The sequence below is a fragment of the Microcoleus sp. Z1_A1 genome, from assembly GCF_036700305.1.
GTDB lineage: Bacteria > Cyanobacteriota > Cyanobacteriia > Cyanobacteriales > Microcoleaceae > Microcoleus.
In genome coordinates this window covers 1-20,037 of sequence record NZ_JAUBOR010000071.1, presented here as the reverse complement: position 1 = coordinate 20,037, position 20,037 = coordinate 1, and the positions used below count along the sequence as shown (strand labels likewise).

At 45.5% G+C, this 20,037-nt stretch carries 16 protein-coding genes; 8 read left to right on the top strand and 8 right to left on the bottom strand.

Features of this window, described 5'->3' with window-relative positions; genetic code table 11:
• Positions 1–231 precede the first annotated feature (231 nt).
• From hisS to QT973_RS25610, 3 genes are all read right to left on the bottom strand, one after another.
• Complete coding sequence (gene hisS / locus QT973_RS25620; protein ID WP_333210826.1) at positions 232–1,509, bottom strand: histidine--tRNA ligase; 1,278 nt, start codon at positions 1,507–1,509, stop codon at positions 232–234.
• 158 nt (positions 1,510–1,667) lie between these two features.
• Complete coding sequence (locus QT973_RS25615; RefSeq protein WP_333058204.1) at positions 1,668–1,949, bottom strand: hypothetical protein; 282 nt, start codon at positions 1,947–1,949, stop codon at positions 1,668–1,670.
• Between the two features lie 34 nt (positions 1,950–1,983).
• Entirely contained in the window at positions 1,984–2,259 is a 276-nt protein-coding gene (locus QT973_RS25610; RefSeq protein WP_006633901.1) for a photosynthetic electron transport-dependent transcriptional regulator PedR, read from the bottom strand.
• A gap of 443 nt (positions 2,260–2,702) precedes the next feature.
• Between QT973_RS25610 and QT973_RS25605 the strand changes: the two genes are divergently transcribed.
• Positions 2,703–3,680: a carbohydrate kinase gene (locus QT973_RS25605; RefSeq protein ID WP_333058191.1), complete on the top strand. Its 978-nt coding sequence runs from the start codon at positions 2,703–2,705 to the stop codon at positions 3,678–3,680.
• Between the two features lie 336 nt (positions 3,681–4,016).
• On the opposite strand, the gene QT973_RS25600 is transcribed toward QT973_RS25605, so the two are convergent.
• From QT973_RS25600 to QT973_RS25590, 3 genes are all read right to left on the bottom strand, one after another.
• Positions 4,017–4,508 carry a gluconokinase gene (locus tag QT973_RS25600; protein ID WP_333058192.1) on the bottom strand — a complete coding sequence of 164 codons (492 nt, stop codon included), beginning with the start codon at positions 4,506–4,508 and terminating at the stop codon, positions 4,017–4,019.
• Positions 4,509–4,647: 139 nt separating this feature from the next.
• Positions 4,648–5,346: an aquaporin Z gene (aqpZ, locus tag QT973_RS25595; RefSeq protein WP_333058193.1), complete on the bottom strand. Its 699-nt coding sequence runs from the start codon at positions 5,344–5,346 to the stop codon at positions 4,648–4,650.
• 334 nt (positions 5,347–5,680) lie between these two features.
• On the bottom strand, positions 5,681–6,439 hold the full coding sequence (locus QT973_RS25590) for a DNA-binding protein (protein ID WP_333210822.1): 759 nt from the start codon (positions 6,437–6,439) through the stop codon (positions 5,681–5,683).
• Between the two features lie 794 nt (positions 6,440–7,233).
• Between QT973_RS25590 and QT973_RS25585 the strand changes: the two genes are divergently transcribed.
• Both QT973_RS25585 and QT973_RS25580 read left to right on the top strand, forming a co-directional pair.
• On the top strand, positions 7,234–7,533 hold the full coding sequence (locus tag QT973_RS25585) for a type II toxin-antitoxin system HigB family toxin (RefSeq protein WP_333232233.1): 300 nt from the start codon (positions 7,234–7,236) through the stop codon (positions 7,531–7,533).
• Positions 7,517–7,915, top strand: coding sequence for a transcriptional regulator (locus QT973_RS25580; protein WP_333058196.1), 399 nt, complete (start codon positions 7,517–7,519; stop codon positions 7,913–7,915). Before QT973_RS25585 ends, QT973_RS25580 begins: the two co-directional genes overlap by 17 nt.
• Before the next feature lie 214 nt (positions 7,916–8,129).
• Here the strand turns inward: QT973_RS25580 and QT973_RS25575 are convergent, their stop codons facing one another.
• Complete coding sequence (locus QT973_RS25575; RefSeq protein ID WP_333058197.1) at positions 8,130–9,452, bottom strand: 3-isopropylmalate dehydratase large subunit; 1,323 nt, start codon at positions 9,450–9,452, stop codon at positions 8,130–8,132.
• Between the two features lie 628 nt (positions 9,453–10,080).
• On the opposite strand from QT973_RS25575, the gene QT973_RS25570 reads away from it, so the two are divergent.
• Both QT973_RS25570 and QT973_RS25565 read left to right on the top strand, forming a co-directional pair.
• Positions 10,081–11,361, top strand: a complete 1,281-nt coding sequence (locus QT973_RS25570; protein WP_333262694.1) for a S8 family serine peptidase — start codon at positions 10,081–10,083, stop codon at positions 11,359–11,361.
• A 99-nt stretch (positions 11,362–11,460) separates the two neighbouring features.
• The gene (locus QT973_RS25565; RefSeq protein ID WP_333058199.1) at positions 11,461–11,688 is read left to right on the top strand and encodes a hypothetical protein; all 228 of its coding nucleotides are present in this window, start codon (positions 11,461–11,463) and stop codon (positions 11,686–11,688) included.
• A gap of 2 nt (positions 11,689–11,690) precedes the next feature.
• Here QT973_RS25565 and sfsA read toward each other — a convergent pair whose 3' ends face one another.
• The gene (sfsA, locus tag QT973_RS25560; RefSeq protein ID WP_333058200.1) at positions 11,691–12,428 is read right to left on the bottom strand and encodes a DNA/RNA nuclease SfsA; all 738 of its coding nucleotides are present in this window, start codon (positions 12,426–12,428) and stop codon (positions 11,691–11,693) included.
• 408 nt (positions 12,429–12,836) lie between these two features.
• Between sfsA and murJ the strand changes: the two genes are divergently transcribed.
• The 3 genes from murJ to QT973_RS25545 form a co-directional block, all read left to right on the top strand.
• The gene (murJ, locus tag QT973_RS25555) at positions 12,837–14,450 is read left to right on the top strand and encodes a murein biosynthesis integral membrane protein MurJ (RefSeq protein ID WP_333210817.1); all 1,614 of its coding nucleotides are present in this window, start codon (positions 12,837–12,839) and stop codon (positions 14,448–14,450) included.
• A 629-nt stretch (positions 14,451–15,079) separates the two neighbouring features.
• The gene (locus QT973_RS25550; RefSeq protein ID WP_333210815.1) at positions 15,080–15,256 is read left to right on the top strand and encodes a hypothetical protein; all 177 of its coding nucleotides are present in this window, start codon (positions 15,080–15,082) and stop codon (positions 15,254–15,256) included.
• A 303-nt stretch (positions 15,257–15,559) separates the two neighbouring features.
• Positions 15,560–20,037 (top strand): Ig-like domain-containing protein (locus tag QT973_RS25545; protein ID WP_333392479.1); only part of this gene is annotated, 4,478 nt, incomplete at its 3' end.

The following is a 20,037-nucleotide window of genomic DNA, read 5'->3' as shown; positions in this document are numbered from 1 at the left end:
GGGTCATTTTTTAACGTTATATGCTTGCTATGTAAGCATTATAACCTATTTTTATCGTATTTTATGTTTAAGTCCCGTTAGTAACGACTTAAGCCGATAGTCCGCCAGGGGTTGAAACCCCTGGCTAATAGCTAAAGTCCTCTGAAGAGGACTGAGAAGAAGACTGTTAAAATAATTAGTCCTCTGAAGAGGACTTTAGCTTTGAGGCAGGGAATTCATTCCCTGCCGGACTTAATATGCAGCAATTATCTTCTGCTGTAGCTCGTTTGTCATTGCTAGTAGTTCTGATTGGGCGATCGCACTTTGTTCACCAGTCGCCAACCACTTCAATTGTACCGTCTCGTTTTCAGCTTCCGTATCTCCCAAAACTAAACACGCAACTGCACCGCTTCTGTCGGCTCTTTTAAACTGTTTCTTGAAAGGACTAGCACTCAAATCTATCTCTACACTAAACCCGGCACTTCGCAATTTTTGAGCTAACAATACCGATTGCTGTTCAGCTTTATCGCCCCTGGATACCAAATAGAAATCTAACTTTGGCGCGGGCAAAGGTTGCAACTTTTGCAGCAGGATAATCAACCTTTCGATACCCATTGCCCAACCGACTGCCGCCGTATCTGGGCCGCCCAATTCCTTTACTAAACCGTCGTAGCGGCCGCCTCCGCAAACTGTTGCTTGCGCTCCCAAATCGTCGGAGATAATTTCAAATGCGGTGTTGGTATAGTAATCTAAACCGCGCACTAATCTGGGATTTAACTGATAGCTAATTCCTAAATTTGTGAGCATAAGCTGCACTTGCTCGAAGTGATCTCGCGATTCCTCTCCCAAATAGTCCAAAATACTCGGCGCACCAGCTACAATTTCTTGAGTGCGCTGATTTTTGCTGTCCAATATCCGCAGCGGATTGCGAGTCAAGCGATCTTGAGAATCCGCGTCTAATTCGTCTTTGTGCGGTGTAAAATAATCTATCAAAGCTTGTCGGTAATTTTGTCTGTCTTGCTTATTTCCGACAGAATTAATATCGAGGCGCAAATTTTTTAAACCGAGGATTTGCAGGATGTCGGTGGCGATCGCAATTACTTCGACATCCGCACGAGGATTCGCACTCCCCAAGACTTCCACGCCAATTTGATTGAACTGCCGCTGTCTTCCTTCTTGCGTGCCTTCGTAGCGAAACATCGGTCCAGCATACCACAGGCGCTGTACGTCACCAGCCGCGTACAAACTGTGTTCAATAAAAGCTCGGACTACTCCGGCGGTGCCTTCTGGACGCAAAGTTGTCGATCGATCGCCCTTATCCTTAAAAGTGTACATTTCTTTGCCCACGACATCGGTAGCTTCTCCGATGCCGCGTTCAAATAAAGATGTCTGTTCAAAAATTGGCGTCCGAATTTCTCGATAAGCCGCTTTTTTTAAAATGGTTCTAGCGACTTCTTCTATATTTTGCCAATATTGAATTTCAGCGGGCAAAATATCCCGCGTTCCCGGTAAAGTTTTAATTGCACTCATTTTGTTAGTCAGTAGTCAGTAGTCAGTAGTCAGTAGTCAGTAGTCAGTAGTCAGTAGTCAGTAGTCAGTAGTCATTAATCATTAGTTATTAGTTAAAAGTTAAAAGTTAACAGTCAACAGTTAACAGTCAACAGTCAACAGCTAACAATTCCCAATAACTAATGACTTAATAATTCCCAGGCTCCGTAACGATCGCCATAATAAGCCAAAATGCGATCGACCCGCTCGCGACCTGCCAAATCGAACCCTTCAGGATACTGTATCCACAAACCCCCAACTTGGCTGTCGTAGTAATCAAACCGCTGCGACTGCTGCGGAATTAAACCGGTTTGCACCCCTTCAACTTGACGCAAATGGATCGCCACTTCGCGATACACCGCCAGCGGCAATCCAGGGCTTTGAATTTGATAGCGGAGTTGTTTTTCTTGTGCCGTTTGCATCATTTCTTTGCCTGTCCCCAACCAAAATCCCTACTTAAGATACTTCTTTATCGATCGGCCGCGGTAGAGGACAGCAGTTAATATTGTCCAAACATACCTTTCCCCACTGCAAAGCCCAGCGTACAAGCGTAACTCGATTGTCAGCCCGCGTCTTGTTCAAGATATTGCTAATGTGGTTGTCAACTGTACGCTTGCTAATCTCTAACTTTTCGGCGATTTTCTCATTAGTCAATCCCGCTGCTACTAACTCTACCACTTGCAATTCTCTGTCCGAAAGGGTGACAGGGGTCCCAGAGACAATCCCACTCATAAATTTTTCCTATGTCTGCATATTTACCTATCTACAATTCTAAAGGATGAGGGATCGAGTATGAAGAGAAAATTAAATTTGCTGTGCTACTCTTTCGGGCCCGAAGCACCAACTCGCCTGCAGAATCGCCAAGAGTGCAAACTCAGCGCTGACACAGCATGACGCGCACCGACTTGCACTGCTGGCACCCTTCCGGTGGCGGGTGAGCCCTTTACCTGCGCGCATCTGACATCCGGGCCAAACCCGCAGATGTTTTCAGGTAAAACAACTGATACGCCGCACTGCACTTGTGCGTTGAGCGAGTAACTGCCAGTATCAATAAGTCTGGTATTATAGGAGCAGCTATTAAAATATAGCTTGCAATTTTTCTGGGATCGGTTAAAAATAATTCTTGAGCTGTCTACTGCTGGTCTAAAATCTAAAATCTAAAATCTAAAATAGACATGACTTATCCTCGCGTTCTGTGTCTGGGTGAAGTTTTATTTGATTGTTTAGCAGACAAACCAGGAGTATCTCTCGAAGAGGTAGAATCTTGGACGGCATATCCCGGCGGTGCTCCTGCTAATGTTGCCTGTGCTTTGGTTAAATTAGGGACGGCGGCGGGATTTATCGGGGCTGTAGGTGGGGATGAATTGGGTAATTCTCTAGTGCAGGTATTGCAAGAAGTAGGGGTTGATATTGCTGGATTGCAGCGACATCCAAGTGCGCCGACGCGGCAAGTTTATGTCTTGCGGAATGAAGCGGGCGATCGAAATTTTGCCGGTTTTGGCAAATTTGATACTGCGGATTTTGCCGACACCCGCCTCCTCGCTGCACAACTACCCGAAGTGCTGTTTGAAAATGCCGAATATTTAGTGCTAGGTACTTTAGAATTAGCTTATCCTGAAAGTCGAGAGGCGATCGTCCGAGCGATCGAACTAGCAGAACACTACGACGTTAAAATTATACTTGACATCAATTGGCGTCCCGTGTTTTGGCCAAATCCAGACGAAGCAAAAGCGCGCATTAGAAAAATATTAAAAAAAGTTGATTTTGTCAAGTTATCTGAGGAAGAAGCCGAATGGTTGTTTGACACTACCGATGCTGGAGCAATTACCTACCGTCTCGATTCCGTAGAAGGCGTTTTGGTGACTGCGGGCGAGAAAGGTTGCGCCTATTGTATCTCGGAAAATGAAGGAAAAATCCCCGCATTTACAGTAGATGTTGAGGATACAACAGGTGCAGGCGACGCATTTCTGGCTGGTTTTGTGCGACAGTTGTGCAAGCATGGAATTAAGAATTTAGCCGACCCCAAAATAGCCCAAACAATTGTAACTTATGCCAGTGCGGTAGGTGCGATGACAGCGATGAAACCGGGGGCAATTATATCTCAACCTACTGCGGCTGAAGTAGAAGCTTTCTTATATTTGTACAAAAATTAGGGCCGCCAACCTATCAGTCTGGAAACGGAAAGGGGGCTAATTTTGGTTCATAAACTCGGTTGCTAGGAAAAAAATACTGTTATACTAAATCCGAGTTAAAAACCCTCGCTAAGACTCGCCGTTTGAAATAGCTACTATACAAATTCTTGCCCTAGTTAAGAGGGACTAAGAAATAAACTGGTATTTAAGCTCGATTTAGTATTATAGGTTTTATTGGGGGCAATTAACCGCACATCATATCATGTCCCATCGATTACCCTGATTCCTGTAGGGGCGGGTTCACTAATAATATTTGCCAAAAACGGACAATCTCAAAAACCCGCCCCGGCAATGGTATTATGGGCGATCGATCGGACATGATATAATTTGGCGCACGATTAACTCTAGTGGCTGCGAAGCATCTATGATAATTGCATCTTCAGGTTCTTCGAGACTGTCTAACTGGCTTAACAGCAAGTCTGCTTTCATGTAGTGATTTTCGCGAGTTTTTAACCTGGTGGCTAATAGCTGAAAAGAACATTTTAGATAAACTATCTTCATGCGCTTTTGGTCTCGGTAGAGCATTTCGCGGTAAGATGTTTTTAAAGCAGAACAAGCCAAAACCACATTTTTATTTTCTAACAGCCACCTGTCTATTGTAGCTTGCAATTGTAATAGCCAAGGAAGGCGATCCGCATCTTCTAAAGGAATGCCCCGACTCATTTTATTGATATTAGCTGATGGGTGAAAATCGTCGGCATCCCTGAAATCCCAATTGAGAGATTGCGCCAGCAACTTGCCAACAGTAGTTTTGCCAGAACCTGAGACTCCCATCACGATCGTAATCATGGCACCTATTTACCGAATACTTGCAATATACTTGCAATTTTATCAAGTTGTGCGATCGACAAACCGGGTTTCTTAAGTTGCCGGATGAATTCTACCACCCTAAAAAATTCAATAAACCCGGTTTATTTATGATTTTCGCTCAAATTTCTTCCAGAGTGGGTTTAATGAAATTATAAGCCAAAACGCCGATAATTCCACCGATCACAGGGAATACAATAAACGCCCATAACTGTTGGATTGCCCATCCGCCTTGAAAAAGTGCGACACCGATACTTCTAGCTGGGTTAACTGAAGTATTGGTTATGGGAATTCCGACTAAATGAATCAACACCAGCATCAAGCCGATGGGAATTCCGCCCAAACCGACGGGATATTTGGGATGGGTAGTACCCATGATGGTAAATAACAGAAAAGCAGTTAGTACAATTTCCGTCAAAGCTGCTGCCAAAAGTCCGTAACCCGTGGGAGAATGTTCTGCAAAACCGTTAGAGGCAAATCCAGAAGCAGCCGCATCAAAGCCTGGTTTTCCTGATGCTATCATATACAAAACCAGACCGCCTAAAATTCCGCCTACAATCTGACCTCCTATATAATAAGGAAGCAAAACAGCATCGATCAGTTTCGCAACTACTAAACCGATACTTACCGCCGGATTAATGTGGCATCCAGAGATAGGGCCGATGGTATAAACCATGATTAAGAGGGATAGACCAAAGGCGATCGAAACTCCCAAAAAGCCGATTTTATCTCCAGCTAAAACCGCACTGCCACATCCACCTAATACCAACACAAAAGTACCAAAAGCTTCAGCAACCCCAATCTTTATTTTTTTGTTCATACTCACAATTGTCTCAATTTTCTAATCGGTTAATTTCACACCCATACGAGTTCTCAATATAAAAATTAGAACTCGAATTTGTTTCACTTAGCGCAACAAGACTAATCAAAATCATTAGCAATCTGTAGCTCTAATTTTCACAAATTGTATGGACTTAACTGAGAATGCGAAATTAGGAATCGATAAATTAGCTCAAACATACTCCATTATGTAAAAAATGTCAAGATCAAGCTAATTATTTGTATAAATTGTGCAATCTTCTGTATTCAATTCACAACAATTAACTTGACTTCTTCCCTAATTCTGCGATCGTAATTTTACTTATTGTTGCTGATTATCCGATCGCACTTGCAGCTAAAACATCATTGCTAATCGGCTGGTACATCCGACTTTGGAAGGGGCGAAAGTCTCGCCAATCGGCAGTCATCTTGCATAGCAAGCGGAACTGTAGCGGCGTTGGGGGTTGATTGACGCGATCGACTTGTACGCGAACCAATTCTGGATGCTGCGAAATAATTTCAAAAATATCATCCACAAGATAGCGCTGACAATAGCCAACAATCCAGTGATCTTTAGTACACAGAAGCAGACGGGAAGCGCGCGGATTTTTAAATTCGTGGGCTAAATACAAAAGTTCGCCCACTTTAAGCCGATTAATCCGTTCAATTGCCGACTTTGAAAGGTATCGCAGTCCATCTGCAAAAAAATGGATACAGTAACGTCCATTTTCATCGGGTTCGGGACAAGGGAATACCTCAAATTTATCAGTTGCCCGTTTGCCTCCGCTGCGCGCCAATAAAGCAATTGGGTCATGTTCGTGTTCAGGGATATTCAACCACTGTACAAATTCAGGGTACTCAGGGCGCGATCGGGCCATCACTCGATTAGAAAACAACGAAAACAGTTTCTGTGAAGTGTAAACATTATGGAAATCCGGGAAAGATGGCAAGGGTTGAAACCCGCACTTGAGTTTCGCTTCTAGAACACCATTTGTATAATTGAACTGGTATTCTTTACCGTTAAATGTCAATCGACCAATCGGAAACCAAGAACCGCTGTCCGGGCTTTGCCAAGCCAAAAATAGTGTTTTCAAAGTAAATCTCCTGTCAATTCAAGTAGGGTGTACAGTGCGTACTGCACAAACACAACTCACCTACGCGGCTTAAAAAATGTTTACCCGATCGACCCTTGACACTTACCTCTCAAAATGAGAGTATGAGTATACAAGCAGGACTTATACCAAATCCGAGTTTACCACCCCTGTTATAAATATTCCGTCAATCGATTTTCGATTTTCGATTTTCGATTTTCGATTTTCGATTGACTTGCGCGAGATAAATGCGGGGGCAATAAGTGATTTTCGATTTTCGATTAAAGAATTGATTGCACGGATAAATCACGTGGCGGGTACCACATGAAGAAATTTCTGGATAAATCACGTGGCGGGTACCACATGAAGAAATTTCTGGTCAATAAAGGGGATGCCTAACCCGGATTTGGTATTACCCTGCATAACCGAACTTTGAGATCACCTGTAGAGTTCTGGTGGACAGCGATCGCTCTATATACAGCACTTTCCAGGTAAGTGAAGTACAGAGAAACCGGGTTTCTTGAATAAAACCGGTTTCTGGCGAGAAATCCAGAAGAAACCCGGTTTCTGGGGTGTACTTTATAAACCTGGAATCCGCTGTAGCAATCCTCGCATCATTTGTGAATTTCTTACTCCCCTTACCAAGGGGAGGGTTGGGGTGGGGTAAAAAGTTTACGACTCTTGCAAGGATTGCTATAGATAAAATCTGTGAGTAAGTCCTGTATAAAGTGATGGAATAAGCCACGTTATGGAAGCGAAAGAGATGCAATACAAAACCACTAAAAAGCTAAAAACAAATGCACCTAATTTCGCTCCGCAACCTCCGTAATAATGCTGCTAAATACCCGGATGTCAAAAACCAAATTGAGATTTGGAAAGAAACTGTCAACAAAGCAGAATGGCATAATTTGGAGGATGTTCGCAAAATTTATCGGGATGCCGAAGCAGTAGGAAACTTTACCGTCTTTAATATCAAAGGCAACGACTATCGCCTGATTGTTGGGATTAACTATGAGAACCAAACTGTTTTCTACAAATATTTCCTAACCCACTCTGACTACGACCAAGAAAAATGGAAAAATGACCCTAACTTTTGACCGAACGACTTACAGCAACTTGCTCGCAGAAATTGCTCCCAAGGCGATCGAAACTGAGGAAGAATACGATCGCCTCCTGGCAGTTGCAGAAAGGCTAACATTTGCTAAAAACCTCACTCCAGAGGAGAAAGTTTTATACAAGTTGTTAGTCACTTTGATAGAAGTTTACGAGACAGAAAACTATCCGGTAGACAAATCCGAACCTCATGAGATTTTGCAACATATCATGGAATCCAGTGGCACCCGCCAAGCAGACTTGGTAGGTATCATTGGATCTAGCGGCGTAGTATCTGAAGTTGTGAATGGCAAGCGCTCAATTAGCAAAGCACAAGCTAAGGCACTCGGCGATTATTTTCAAATCTCACCTAGCTTGTTCATTTAATTTAAGATAAATCGATCGGTTACGATCTAATTCTATGTCTTGTAGGGGCGGGTTCACCAATAGTATTTGCCTAGAATCGACAATACAATAAACCCGCCCCCGCCCAGATCGAAACTAATCGATCGAACATAATATAAGGTGCGTCATATCCGAAACCCTCGATAAATTCTAGAGTGAAAGTCTGACGCACCCTACAACGGGTAAAAAGCAACTTCTAACACAGGAATTCGCGCGGATCGGTGACATACCCAGTCAGCGCCGAAGCCGCCGCCGTGTAAGGCGAAGCGAGATAAACTTGCGCTTCTTTATTCCCCATGCGGCCGGGGAAATTCCGGTTAGTTGTAGATACACAAATTTCTGGTTCATTCATCCGCCCAAAAGTATCTTTCGGCCCGCCCAAACAAGCGGCGCAAGAAGGCGCGGCAGGTTCAATGCAGCCGGCAGCTAAGAAGATTTCCGAAAGCGTTTGACCATCGTATTTTGTGACAAACAAATCTTCGTAAACTTTCTGAGTTGCTGGTACTAAATACGTCGGAACTTTGACTTGATTTCCTTTGAGAATGCGGGCGGCATTTAGAAAGTCGGAGGTTTTGCCGCCGGTGCAGGAACCGATGTAAACTCGATCGATCTTGACATCGCGACAGTTGCGCGCTAAGTCGCGGTTGTCGGGAGAGTGCGGTTTGGCGACGACTGGTTCTAATTGGGTGACATCGTAGGTGCGATCGCTATAAAATTTAGCATCCCCATCGCTGTAAAATGAATCGAAGGGTTTATCAGTCCGCGAAGTAACGTAATCAAACGTAGTTTTGTCCGGCGCAACCGTGCCGTTTTTGCCGCCAGCTTCAATCACCATATTGCACAGCGTCATCCGTTCTTCCATCGTCAAACGTTCAACTGTATCGCCGGCAAATTCCATCGTCCGGTAGTTAGCACCCGCAACGCTAATATCACCAATAATCTGCAAAATTAGGTCTTTTGCTAACAAATAATCCGGCAGTTCACCGTTAAACACAAAGCGCATGGTTGCGGGAACTTTGATTAACAGTTTGCCGGTTCCCATGATAAAAGCCGCGTCTGTATTGCCGATACCGGTGGCGAATTGTCCGAAAGCGCCGGCATTACAGGTGTGGGAATCTGTGCCGAAGAGCACTTCCCCTGGTCTGGTGTGGCCTTCTTGTGCTAGCGCGATGTGGCAAACTCCTTTGTAGTCGGGATTTGCTTTGAAGTCCGATCGATCCGTGATGTCGTAAAAGTATTTTATCCCTTGTTCTTTCGCAAAATCGCGGAGAATATCGACGTTGCGGTTAGCGCGTTCGTCGTTGGTGAAAATGTAGTGGTCGGGAATGAGGACGATTTTGTCTGGGTTCCAGACTTTAGCATTCTCACCGAATTCGCGTTTGAAAACGCCGATAGTGCCGGGGCCGCAGACATCGTGGGTCATCAACACGTCTGTTTCTACCCAAATATTTTCTCCGGGCTCAACTTTAGTGCGGCCTGATGCTTTGGCTAAGATTTTTTCGGTCAGGGTCATTCCCATAGTGCGATCGCTCTTTTTTATTAGATGCTACATAGTGTATTGTAAGCGAAACATCGCCTGATGTTGACAGGTAATTTATCAACTAAACATTTTCTTCAATCTTAAATCTCAAATCTCAAATCGATTGACTGTCACTTTCTTTTTCGCCGATCGCCAATCTCTACAATAGCCTCTACTTCGATTAACACAAAAATAAAATTTATGCAAGTCCCTCGATTATGCGACTGGTAACTAACAGCTAGCCACTGTTATTATACGACTTATGCAAAGACTGTACTTGTATGGTGCGCCGAAGAGCACCATACAAGTACACATAGTGTCAAAATAGAAGGAATGCAGCGTAAGTCCTACAAATGAGAATTTCGCAGCAATTAGATTAAGTCACTTTTGTCACTTGCCCTTGCAAGCTTAGATTTGGAAAATGAAACAGCCTTGGGATTAAAGAACTCTCTTTTGCAAATAAACGCATTATCCAAAGCTAATTGAATTAACAAAAAAAAACCGGGTTTCATCAGGAGCAAGACAGCTTAATTTCGACAACTCAACCTGAAGAGAAATCAATGTCATAAAAGCTGTCAGAGATTTCTCATCCCAGTCAAACCGTCAAATACTCAATAAGAGGTATTTTATGTCTCAACAACCTAGTTTTCCCATCCCAGAAACTGCCCAAGCCGATGCAACAACAGGGCGTTACATTATTACTTTCGGCGAAGATGCAGTGACAGAAGGATTAGACCTCTTGAGCGACCAAACTGGTATCAGAGGACTGGCAAATGCTTCCGATTTCGCGGACTCTGCTCTAGACTTGATCCAAATTGAAGCTGCAGGGGGAGCGGTGTTTCCTACTCTCGGCGTTGCCGTTGTTTCCTTAGACGAAGAGGCTTTCAGCAGCGTCATGACATCAGCGGGAGAGGATTCGGCTATTCTGGCGATCGAACCAGAGCGCACTTTCTACGCCATTGGCGATGGGTTGTCGGCAGATTACCTGCGGGGCTATCGCGATGCGGTCGATAACCTGTACGACAAAGCCACTAATACAGAGGTAGCAGAAATCAAGAAACCACGATGTTTTGCTGATGATATCGAGTCTACTTGGGGTTTGAAGGCAACGAAGGTGATGAATTCTCTGCTGACTGGTAGCGGAATGAAAGTTGCGGTGCTGGATACGGGGATGGATTTATTGCATCCTGACTTCGCGGGCCGATCGATCGTATCGCAGTCCTTCGTACCAGGGGAGGACGTACAAGATGTCAACAGTCATGGCACGCACTGCATTGGGACAGCGTGCGGGTTCAAGGATCTGAACGGCCGGCGGTACGGGATCGCTTACGAATCGACCATTTATGTCGGTAAAGTGTTGAGCAATGCCGGTAGTGGCGCTGGTGCCTGGATTCTGGCTGGCATGGAATGGGCGATCGCCAACGGCTGTCAAGTGATCTCGATGTCATTAGGAAACCCCACTCGAACACCGTCTACTGCTTACGAAACTGTCGGCCGCCGATCGCTGCAAAATGGGTGTCTGATCGTGGCAGCAGCCGGCAATAACGGACGAACCGGAGGAAGCGTCGGACAACCAGCCAATAGCCAGTCGATTATGGCTGTTGCAGCGATCGATAACTGCGAGGCAGTGGCTGACTTCTCGGCTAAATCTGGCATATTTCCAGGGGCTAAAGTCGATATCGCCGCTCCGGGAGTGGAAATATACTCATCAGTGCCTATGGAGCAAGGGCGTTATGCTGCTTACAATGGCACTAGCATGGCTACACCGCACGTGGCTGGGCTCGCGGCCCTGTATGCCGAATCGACTGGTAAACGAGGTGCTGAACTTTGGCAATTGCTGACTTCCTATGCTATGGCGCTACCCTTGCCAAATACTCGTGTCGGAAGCGGTTTAGTACAAGCTCCGTAATGCAGAATACCCAAATCCCCGCAGCACTTTAAGCCTGCGGGGATCTAACAGAAGACAATTTACAATAGCGCAATGGATTTGCTCCAAAGGATGCTAAATATGTCTGACGAACAAGTACAGCGCATCATAGTGAGTGTTGACGACCAAAACATATCGGTAATTCAATCGGTTGTCACTGCCTTAGAATCGGCGGGAATGAAAGTGGATGAGGTACTGCCTGTGATTGGTATCGTTATTGGAGAAGTTTCTCAATCGAAGCTAGAAGGACTAAAGACAGTACCGGGCGTGGCTAGTGTCGAGATCGATCGAGAAATGCAGGCAATTTAAACCTATAATTTAGGGGTTAGTAGATCCAGTTTTGCTAATCCCAAATACCGAACACCTTCCGGTGTCACATCAAACCGACAAGGCAAAACCTCTACACCTTCACTTATAGCCTGTCTGAACAATTCTCCGTAAAGGCGATCGGCACTATCTCCCGGAGCAAAATCAGTACAATCCCCGCGATTGATAAAATACAGCATTACAGCCCTCGAACCCTGCCGCACAACTTCTATCAATTCCCGCAAATGTTTCTGTCCCCTCTCCGTCACTGTATCGGGAAATAAAGCCAACTCCTCTTTTACCCAAGTTGTATTTTTCACTTCCAGAAAAATCGGTTTTTCCTCACCAGTTAGCCAAAAATCCACTCTACTTTTTTTATCACTGCCGTAAACAACCTCCGGTTGAATTAAACTATAATTGCCCAACTCAGGAAATAATTTCAATTCCAAAGCTAATTTAACTACTCGATTTGGCAGCCCAGTATTAACTCCCACCCAAGTTGGCACAGTGTCGCAAACTTTAATTAATTCCCAAGTATAAGCTAACTTGCGTTTAGGATTGTCGCTGGGAGATACTAGCACTGGATTGCCCGGAATGTAAACACCTGTCATCGGGCCAGTATTCGGACAGTGCGCGGTGATGATTTCTCCCGAATCTAGTTCGATTTCGGCAAAAAATCGCTTGTAACGTTTGATGAGAATTCCGGGTAAAAGAGGAGGATATTTGTAAATTAAGTCAGTCATTCGATTTTAGATTTTAGATTTTAGATTTTAGATTCTCGATTGTAGATTATACCTATAACCGAATACCTGGTTCCGAACTTTTTAAATAAGTCTGGGAGCTAACACAATCAGTCATAAGTTATCAACTATTATGTTATTTTTCTGCTTTTATTAACTCATTTGTTTCATCATTTTTAGATTGTAGATTGTAGATTTTAGATTTTAGATTGAAGCATCATAGCACGAAACGGCGGTTGGTAGTTAGGACGAATAGTCCCGATCGATTATTGAATTTCCGCAAGTCAGTAATATCGATAAAATTGGTATAAACGCAATTCCCCCTAGAAGTTTTATCAGTTCATGATATGATTCTCCCGATTCGCGATTAAAATAAGTGAATCCTTTTAGCACTAGCGTTTGTAACCATTTGTGTCCCAATTACAGAAGCCCTCTCGTTCCCTCGCAGGGATTGCCGGCATTGTCGCAGTCGCCACTCTAATTAGCAAAGTCTTTGGATTGGTGCGCCAAATTGCGATCGCCGCAGCCTTTGGAGTCGGTGTCGCCGTCGATGCCTACAACTACGCCTACGTCATCCCTGGTTTCTTATTTATTTTGCTGGGAGGGATTAACGGGCCATTTCACAGCGCCATAGTCAGTGTTTTAGCCCGCCGGGATAAAAAAGAAGCAGCACCCTTAGTCGAGACTATCACCACCTTAGTCGGCGGCTTGTTGCTGTTGGTGACGATCGCTTTAATTATTTTTGCAGATCCGCTGATCGATTTGGTGGCACCGGGATTAAATAGAACAGCCGAAGGTTTACAAATTAAAGCAATTGCCGTCCAGCAATTTCGGATTATGGCACCGATGGCATTACTTTCAGGCTTAATCGGCATTGGTTTCGGCACTCTCAACGCCGCCGATATGTACTGGTTGCCTTCGATTAGCCCTTTATTTTCCAGCGTTGCACTTGTCGGCGGTTTGGGGATTCTCGCACTGCAAATCGGAAACAAAATTATTCAGCCAGAATTCGCACTAATTGGCGGCTTAGTGTTAGCTTGGGGAACTTTAGCGGGCGCAGTTTTGCAGTGGTTGGTGCAACTAGCGGCACAGTGGCGCGCCGGCTTGGGAACATTGCGCTTGCGGTTTAATTTTAAACGGCCGGGAGTGCCAGAAGTAATTAAGGTGATGCTTCCTGCTACCTTATCATCAGGAATGCTGCAAATTAATGTTTATACTGACCTATTTTTCGCATCCTACATCCCTCAAGCTGCCTCTGCGATGGGTTACAGTGGCTTGTTAGTTATGACGCCTTTAGGCATCATTTCTAATGTAATTTTAGTGCCATTTCTCCCCATATTTTCTCGCCTCACCGATCCGAGAGATTGGCCGGAATTAAAAGCTCGAATTCGTCAATCTTTAATTTTGACGGCCCTGACGATGCTGCCGCTGAGCGCTTTAATGGTAACACTTGCCGGGCCGATCGTCCGCGTGGTTTACGAACGCTATGCTTTTGATCGATCGGCCTCGGAGTTTGTCACGCCGATATTGATGGCTTACAGTATTGGAATGTTTGTGTATTTGGGACGCGACGTTTTGGTACGGGTATTTTACGCTTTGGGAGACGGAGAAACGCCTTTTCGCATCAGTATTATCAATATCTTTTTAAACGGTCTTTTGGATTATTTGTTAGTTGGAGCTTTTGGCGCGCCCGGATTAGTTTTGGCGACGGTGGGAGTGAATCTTGTTTCGATGATTATGCTTTTGTACTTATTAGATAAAAAGCTGGGTGGCCTGCCTTGGGGGGAGTGGAGTTTGCCTTTTCTGGGCTTAACTTCTGCCAGTTCTGTAACTGCTTTCGTTACATTGGCTACTCTGCAAGGCTGTCAAAGAGTTTTGGGTACTGAAGGTTTAGTAATTCAATTAGTGCAGTTGAGTGTGGCAAGTTTTGTAGGGTTAGGGGTTTTTGCCCTGTTTGTTAGTCAGATGAAGTTGCCGGAAGTTGATATGTTTGTCGATCGCATTCGCGGCCGTTTTCGCAAATAAACATCCGAAATTGGCGGCAGATTCAAGGAATCAATAAAAGTGCGAGATCCCTTAAGTAGACAAAATACCATAAAGGGCGATCGTCCTTAAATCCAAATCAACACTCCGAAGCGTCCATCCGCGTATATCCGCCACCATCTGCGGTCAAAAATTCCAGAGTAATTAACAAAGGCGATGTCTAGATTCTCAAGATATCGTCAAACTTTATGCTGTCTGGCAAAATAGCCAATAAAAATCCGCTAAAAAAAATAAACCCTCATACCCACAGCCTCTTTTGGATGCCTAAATTATGTCCTCATGGAAAAGATCCGACTTTTCCGACTTTAAGATCCGACTTTTCCGACTTTACAGAGGCAGAAGCCGGAAGCAATGATAGAGATAGGGAAAGCCAACCCACGATGTCTAAATTGTAAAGATATCGTAAACCTGGATGTTGTGTTGCCAAGTGTTAAATAAAAACATGGTATAAAAAATATGTCTTTAGTATGATATATTAAATTTGCATCTATGCTATGTACATTCATTCCCACGCGAAGCCAGTGAGATCCCACTTCATATCAGGACTACCCCGCTCAGGCTCTACTTTACTGGCTGCACTACTACGACAAAATCCCCGGTTTCACAGCGCTATGACTTCCCCTGTTGGGGGCGCAAGTCGATCGAATGCTGTCAGCCGTGACCCAAAACAATCAGTGTTCCGTGTTTATTTCCCTGAACTAAAACCGACGCTGATTATGAGTATCTTTTCGGCTGACTACCAGCCACAAGCGGAAAAAGAAGCGATCGGCGACACCAATCGCCTGTGATGCAGCAAACTGTCATTAATCCTGGCACTATTTCCCGAAGCCAAAGTGATCTGCTGTATCAGAAACATCGCTTGAATTATGGACAGCATCGAGCTACTAATTCGCGGTAACGCCTTGGATGTTTCCAGGTTATTTAATCCTCCAGCGGAACGGGCTAACAATTTTACCGCCCGATTTATTTAAGCAATAGAACTAATAAATTCTTCAGTCATCATAGGGATCACTTAAGATTTGAGGCGGGGGTTGAAACCCCGGCCGGACTTGGATGTAAACAATATATAGATATCAAGGATGTCAGGAATTATGAACGTACCAACCATGAACAAGCAAATTATTTTCGTTGACTCCTCTGTACAAGATTATCAAAGCCTGATCCAAGGCATCGATCCCGCTCAAATTGTGATTTTAAATGAAAATTCCAGCGCGATCGACCAAATTACTAAAGCCTTGGCAGATCAAAAAGATATTGAAGCAGTTCATATAGTTTCTCACGGCAGCGAAGGCAGTTTAAAACTCGGTGCAGACGTACTCAATGACAATAACCTAGAAAATTTTAGCGCTCAGATAAAACAGTGGGGAAGTGCGCTGACAGCAAATGGGGATATTCTACTTTATGGATGCGATGTAGCAGCCGGAGAAGTTGGAGAAAACTTCGTAAAGCGCCTGAGTCAAATCACAGGGGCGGATGTGGCAGCATCTACCAACAAGACCGGTAATGCAGCATTAGGTGGCGACTGGGCTTTGGAGGTAAACACCGGCAACATTGAGACTCCCATAGCTTTTCAGACACAAGGATCACAGAAGTATGACGGGGTACTTGCCACCTTTACCGTGACGAACACCAACGACAGTGGGGCGGGGTCGTTGCGCGAGGCGATCGCCCAAGCCAACACCCAGACCGGTGCAGACACCATTGTTTTCGATCCCAGTGTATTTAACACCTCCCAAACCATCCGCCTCAATTCGCAACTAATCGTCGATGACAGTGTGAGCATTCAGGGGACTGGGCTGAACCTCGTAAAGATAAGTGGGGATGCCAATAATAATGGCATTAATGACAACGGTGATGTGCGCCTGTTCTTTGTTAACCAAGGCACAGTGAGTTTTAGCAACCTCACCCTGCATGGCGGACGCGGCAATGGTGGCAATGGTGCTGCTGGCGGTGGTGGTGGACTAGGGGCTGGTGGTGCATTATTTATCAATGGCAACGGAACTTCACTGCCCGCTCAAGTAACCATCAATAATGTTACCTTTACCCAGAACCAGGCAGTAGGCGGTCAAGGAGGCGCTTCTAATGGTTTGGGTGGTGGTGGCGGCTTCGGCGGAGCCGGTGGCTCAGGTGGCTACCAACCTGGTGGTGGGGGTGGTGGCGGCGGATTTAGTGACATTGGGACTAATGGCACCACTGGTGGGGGTACCGGTGGTGGCAGTAGCTTCTTTGGTAACAACGGCGGCACGGGCGGCACAACCAGCAATAGTGGAGTTGCTAGCAACGGAGGGTTCGGTGGGGGTGGCGGCGGTGGCCTCAGTGCTTTCAATGCTAATGGTACCAACGGCGGTCAAGGAGGTGACTTTGGTGGCGGCGGTGCCGGTGGTGCTAGCCAGTTTAGCGGTGTATCGGGTCAAGGCGGTTCTGGAGGATTCGGTGGGGGTGGTGGTAATGCGGGCGTTGCTGCTAACGGTTCTACCTACGGCCTTGGTGGTAATGGTGGCTTTGGTGGTGGTGGTGGTAGCGGGAATACCGGCGGTGGCTTAGGAGGCAGTTTCGGCGGCAATGGTTACGACGCTGGCGGTGGCGGCGGAGCTGGATTAGGCGGAGCCATTTTCCTTCGCAATGGTTCTCTGGTGCTAACGAATGCCACGTTTAATAACAACAGCGCCACTGGAGGTGCGGGCGGATTTAGCGCTCAGCCCGGTCAGGGTAAAAGCGGTGCTATTTTCGTGAACGCTGGTGCAACCGTAACAGCATCAGGAGTGACCTACAGTAGTAATTCTGCCACAAATGCCAGTACCACTGCTACTGATAATAGTAATACCTATGGAACGATTACCGTAGCTGACACCACAGCGCCGACAGCCGCCAGTTTCACCCCTGCAGACAACGCCACTAATATTGCAGTTGCTGCTGATTTAGTCGTCACCTTGAGTGAAGCCGTACAAAAAGGCATCGGCAATATTGTCATCAAGAAAGTCTCCGACAACTCAGTTGTAGAAACCATTGATGTCACCTCAGCTAACGTCACAGTTACTGGCAGTAGCGTCACCATTAATCCCACAGCAAATTTAGTTGAGGGTACAGATTACTACGTTGAAATTGCCGCTGGTGCAATTAAAGACTTAGCTGGTAACAATTATGCCGGTACTACAGGTGCAGCCACTTGGAATTTCAGCACCGTAGCTGACACCACACCACCGACAGCAGCCAGTTTCACCCCTGCAGACAACGCCACTAATATTGCAGTTGCTGCTGATTTAGTTGTCACCTTGAGTGAAGCCGTACAAAAAGGCACTGGCAATATTGTCATCAAGAAAGTCTCCGACAACTCAGTGGTGGAAACCATTGATGTCACATCAGCTAACGTCACAGTTACTGGCAGTAGCGTCACCATTAATCCCACAGCAAATTTAGTTGAGGGTACAGATTACTACGTTGAAATTGCCGCTGGTGCAATTAAAGACTTAGCTGGTAACAATTATGCCGGTACTACAGGTGCAGCCACTTGGAATTTCAGCACCGTAGCTGACACCACACCACCGACAGCAGCCAGTTTCACCCCTGCAGACAACGCCACTAATATTGCAGTTGCTGCTGATTTAGTTGTCACCTTGAGTGAAGCCGTACAAAAAGGCACTGGCAATATTGTCATCAAGAAAGTCTCCGACAACTCAGTGGTGGAAACCATTGATGTCACCTCAGCTAACGTCACAGTTACTGGCAGTAGCGTCACCATTAATCCCACAGCAAATTTAGTTGAGGGTACAGATTACTACGTTGAAATTGCCGCTGGTGCAATTAAAGACTTAGCTGGTAACAATTATGCCGGTACTACAGGTGCAGCCACTTGGAATTTCAGCACCGTAGCTGACACCACACCACCGACAGCAGCCAGTTTCACCCCTGCAGACAACGCCACTAATATTGCAGTTGCTGCTGATTTAGTTGTCACCTTGAGTGAAGCCGTACAAAAAGGCACTGGCAATATTGTCATCAAGAAAGTCTCCGACAACTCAGTTGTTGAAACCATTGATGTCACATCAGCTAACGTCACCGTCAGTGGTTCTACTGTCACCATTAATCCTACCGCTGACCTCGCACCAAGTACCGAATACTATGTAGAAATTGCTAGCGGGGCGATTAAAGACTCGGCTGGTAACAATTATGCCGGGATTACAGGGCCAACCAGTTGGAACTTCACAACCCTCACCGCTTCCACGCTGCCGATTCCTCCCATCCCGCAATTAACCCAAAACGGTAGTGCTAATACCAATCATCAGGGACAGAGCTTCACAGCTTCTGAGAATGGAACAATTAGCGAGATTGCGGTTTATACCGGAGGTGCTTTTACTGGCAATTTATTGATTTACAACAGCAGTAATGGCAGCGGTGCTGGCGGGAACAAAGGTACTCCTACCTATCAACAGAGCATATCACTCCCATCGGGCATGGGTTGGAAAACAGTTAAATTAGACACTCCTTATTCGGCTACCAGTGGGCAAACCTACTCCGTTATTTTTGAGGGAACAGGTACATTCTCTTTCTCGAATACCAACCCTTATGGGGGTGGGAACTATATCTTCAACTACGGCAATGCCAATGCCTCTAATGATTTAGCTTTCTTCATTAACCCGCCGGAAATTGATCTCAAAGGCAATGGTACTTCCATCGCCAATCAAGATATTACACCCACGACAATTGATGGCACTGCTTTTGCTGATACCCCAGTTGGTAGCCCGCTAGTTCGCACCTTTAGCATTGAAAATTTGGGTTCTAGTAATTTGACGTTATCGGGTACGCCTGTAGTCACCATTACAGGGGCCAATGCCAGTGATTTTACCGTCAAGACATTACCAGCCAACACTATTAGTGCCAGTCAAGCTACCCCATTTGAAATTACTTTCCAACCTTCGGCTATCGGCACTCGCACCGCACGAATTAATATTTCCAGCAACGATCTCGACGAATCTACTTATACCTTTACCATTCAAGGTAACGGCCTTGATGGTACAGCGCCCACAGCCAGCAGTTTCACCCCAGCCGATAACGCCACCAGTGTTGCAGTTGCTGCTGATTTAGTCGTCACCTTGAGTGAAGCCGTACAAAAAGGCATCGGCAATATTGTCATCAAGAAAGTCTCCGACAACTCAGTTGTAGAAACCATTGATGTTACCTCAACAAATGTCACGGTTAGCGGTAGTACAGTCACAGTTAATCCCACAGCAGATTTAGCTGCCGGTACTGATTACTACGTTGAAATTGCTGCCGGTGCGATTAAAAACTTAGGAGGCAACAATTATGCCGGTACTACAGGCGCAACTGCTTGGAATTTCAGCACTGCGGCTGCCGTTGATACCACAGCCCCGACAGCCACTTTCACCCCCGCAGACAACGCCACCAGTGTTGCAGTTGCTGCTGATTTAGTCGTCACATTGAGTGAAGCCGTACAAAAAGGCACTGGCAATATTGTCATAAAGAAAGTATCGGATAACTCAGTTGTAGAAACCATTGATGTTACCTCAACAAATGTCACCGTTAGCGGTAGTACCGTCACCGTTAATCCCAC

Bases quoted from the DNA above. Each gene is read 5' to 3' on its own strand.
- hisS (WP_333210826.1), bottom strand. From the start codon at position 1,509: ATGAGTGCAATTAAAACTTTACCGGGAACGCGGGATATTTTGCCCGCT.
- QT973_RS25615 (WP_333058204.1), bottom strand. From the start codon at position 1,949: ATGCAAACGGCACAAGAAAAACAACTCCGCTATCAAATTCAAAGCCCT.
- QT973_RS25610 (WP_006633901.1), bottom strand. From the start codon at position 2,259: ATGAGTGGGATTGTCTCTGGGACCCCTGTCACCCTTTCGGACAGAGAA.
- QT973_RS25605 (WP_333058191.1), top strand. From the start codon at position 2,703: ATGACTTATCCTCGCGTTCTGTGTCTGGGTGAAGTTTTATTTGATTGT.
- QT973_RS25600 (WP_333058192.1), bottom strand. From the start codon at position 4,508: ATGATTACGATCGTGATGGGAGTCTCAGGTTCTGGCAAAACTACTGTT.
- aqpZ (WP_333058193.1), bottom strand. From the start codon at position 5,346: ATGAACAAAAAAATAAAGATTGGGGTTGCTGAAGCTTTTGGTACTTTT.
- QT973_RS25585 (WP_333232233.1), top strand. From the start codon at position 7,234: ATGCACCTAATTTCGCTCCGCAACCTCCGTAATAATGCTGCTAAATAC.
- QT973_RS25580 (WP_333058196.1), top strand. From the start codon at position 7,517: ATGACCCTAACTTTTGACCGAACGACTTACAGCAACTTGCTCGCAGAA.
- QT973_RS25575 (WP_333058197.1), bottom strand. From the start codon at position 9,452: ATGGGAATGACCCTGACCGAAAAAATCTTAGCCAAAGCATCAGGCCGC.
- QT973_RS25570 (WP_333262694.1), top strand. From the start codon at position 10,081: ATGTCTCAACAACCTAGTTTTCCCATCCCAGAAACTGCCCAAGCCGAT.
- QT973_RS25565 (WP_333058199.1), top strand. From the start codon at position 11,461: ATGTCTGACGAACAAGTACAGCGCATCATAGTGAGTGTTGACGACCAA.
- sfsA (WP_333058200.1), bottom strand. From the start codon at position 12,428: ATGACTGACTTAATTTACAAATATCCTCCTCTTTTACCCGGAATTCTC.
- QT973_RS25550 (WP_333210815.1), top strand. From the start codon at position 15,080: ATGACTTCCCCTGTTGGGGGCGCAAGTCGATCGAATGCTGTCAGCCGT.